The sequence below is a fragment of the Endozoicomonas atrinae genome (assembly GCF_001647025.1).
Classification (GTDB): domain Bacteria; phylum Pseudomonadota; class Gammaproteobacteria; order Pseudomonadales; family Endozoicomonadaceae; genus Endozoicomonas; species Endozoicomonas atrinae.
In genome coordinates this window covers 1-1,812 of record NZ_LUKQ02000505.1, presented here as the reverse complement: position 1 = coordinate 1,812, position 1,812 = coordinate 1, and the positions used below count along the sequence as shown (strand labels likewise).

At 54.0% G+C, this 1,812-nt stretch carries 3 protein-coding genes; all 3 read left to right on the top strand.

What is annotated here, in order from left to right:
• A partial coding sequence (locus AK963_RS33910; RefSeq protein ID WP_175404586.1) for a hypothetical protein occupies positions 1 to 226 on the top strand: 226 nt, incomplete at its 5' end.
• A complete protein-coding gene (locus tag AK963_RS28450; RefSeq protein WP_066018654.1) occupies positions 226 to 996 on the top strand; it encodes a hypothetical protein in 771 nt (256 codons plus the stop codon). The genes AK963_RS33910 and AK963_RS28450, both read left to right, overlap by 1 nt.
• The coding region (locus AK963_RS28445) for a hypothetical protein (protein WP_139117750.1) at positions 993 to 1,812 on the top strand (820 nt) is incomplete at its 3' end. The genes AK963_RS28450 and AK963_RS28445, both read left to right, overlap by 4 nt.

Genomic DNA, 1,812 nt, shown 5'->3' with positions numbered 1-1,812 from the left:
TGTTCAGCTGCGATCAGAAGCGTTTTTGATTCTCGATTATCAACACAGCTTTCGTCTTCGGGGGGTATACAGTCTGTTCCCATGGTTGAACCAGAGTAATAGTTCATCCGGCAGAAACTTTTGTCAGGTTGTCACAGTAGAGGGTGAGGATTACTTCACCATCAAGCGAGCCAGAAACATCAATGACAACATCAACTGCTTTGTGAAACTAACGGGGGAGTGGTGATGCAGGAGTGCCGAATTGAGCAGCTGAGCATACCGAAGCCCTTCGACAACAGTATTGCTGTAACGCTTACCGTGGATGGCTTGCCCTATAACGGTGTTGTGGAACTCTATCAGCCCTTGAATACCCGTTATCTGGTGGCCACCAAAGCGGACAATGGACAGATCGTGATGAAGAACCTGCCGGCCTTGCTGGCGGATAAAAACCTTTGCCTGCTGATTACCCACGAAGGGCGACCGTTCAGCAGTGAGTTGATTACCCCGGATAACGTGGTGGTCTATGAACTGGCGATCAACACCAGTGGAGGCGGTGGTGCGCCAACCGGTGATCCTGCCACCATCAGCGGCAAAGTAGAACGAGTGCTGGATAATCAGGCCGAACCCGCAGCAAGGCAACTGGTGGCTATTGAGCATAAGCCCGATGGTTCATGGTCAGTAACCGGGGATACCATCAGCAACGCAGAAACCGGCAGCTATACGCTGGAAGTGCTGACCGAAGGCGGCGACACCTTTGTGCTGGCGATGGACGAATACGGTGTGCCTTTCACCGCAACCGCCAGCGTGGTTCAAGGTGATCTGATTCATCCCACCGTTCCCAATGGCCACGTTTACCGGGTCGAGATTGGCGGCACCTTGCCAGCCACAGAGCCGGAGTGGTGGATAGATACCGGCACGACTCACACCCGCACCATTGAAGGGGATATTACCCTCCGGGCGATTCCTTTCTATCGGCCTCTGGCACACGGTCCCATCAAAGCAGAACTACTGCCATGAGTTATGAGGTTCCCACCGACAGCGCAGAGCTCCGGCTGACCGGCGCTCCCTATGCCGTATCATCGTCGGCTATTGCTGACTTTTCCTTTGACGGTAAGGGGTTGATTTATTTTGCACCGCCTCCCGGATTGATTCGCCATTATGAAGGCCAATGGCAAGGGGCGGTCATTCGGCAGCAGGGCTTTTCTGCGAGCTATTCAACCAGTGTGCCTATTAGCACCACCCGGAAGCAAAGTAGTCAGCAGGCGAAGCCTCTGGAGGCCTCACCGTTTGGCCTGTTTTGGGGAGCCGTGGCGAAACAGGAAGTCATGGTCAGTTTTCGTCATGACCAGAGCCAGAAAAAAGAAGCGACAACCGGCGACCGTTGGCAACAGCCAGCACCCAAGGAAAGCGGCAAGCAGAGTGCATGGGATAAAAGCATTCAAGCGCAGGATCAGCAACAGGCCTCCCCTTGGAACCATCCACCGGAACGGGATAGTAACGTATCCGAAGGCATGCAGTCGGTTGATCTGTACGGCTCAAGGAAGTGGAAAAGCCCTGCCTACATTCACCCACAGCAACCGCTGAACTTTACCTTTCAGGATAGGGAATATCAGCCACAGGCTAACGGCTCGGTATTTTTCCAGATTGGCACCTTTGACAAAGAAACTGCTGCTGTCCCCATTGATAGCAAACGGCGCTTTATCTTCCAGAGCAACCGAGCCGAGGATCAGCCGGTTATCCTGCCGTGGGGCTTAGGACAGAAAGCCAGGGATGAAAGTGTTACCGGCAACTATGGCGGCGAGACCGACCCGAACGTGGTGGAGAAACCGCAAC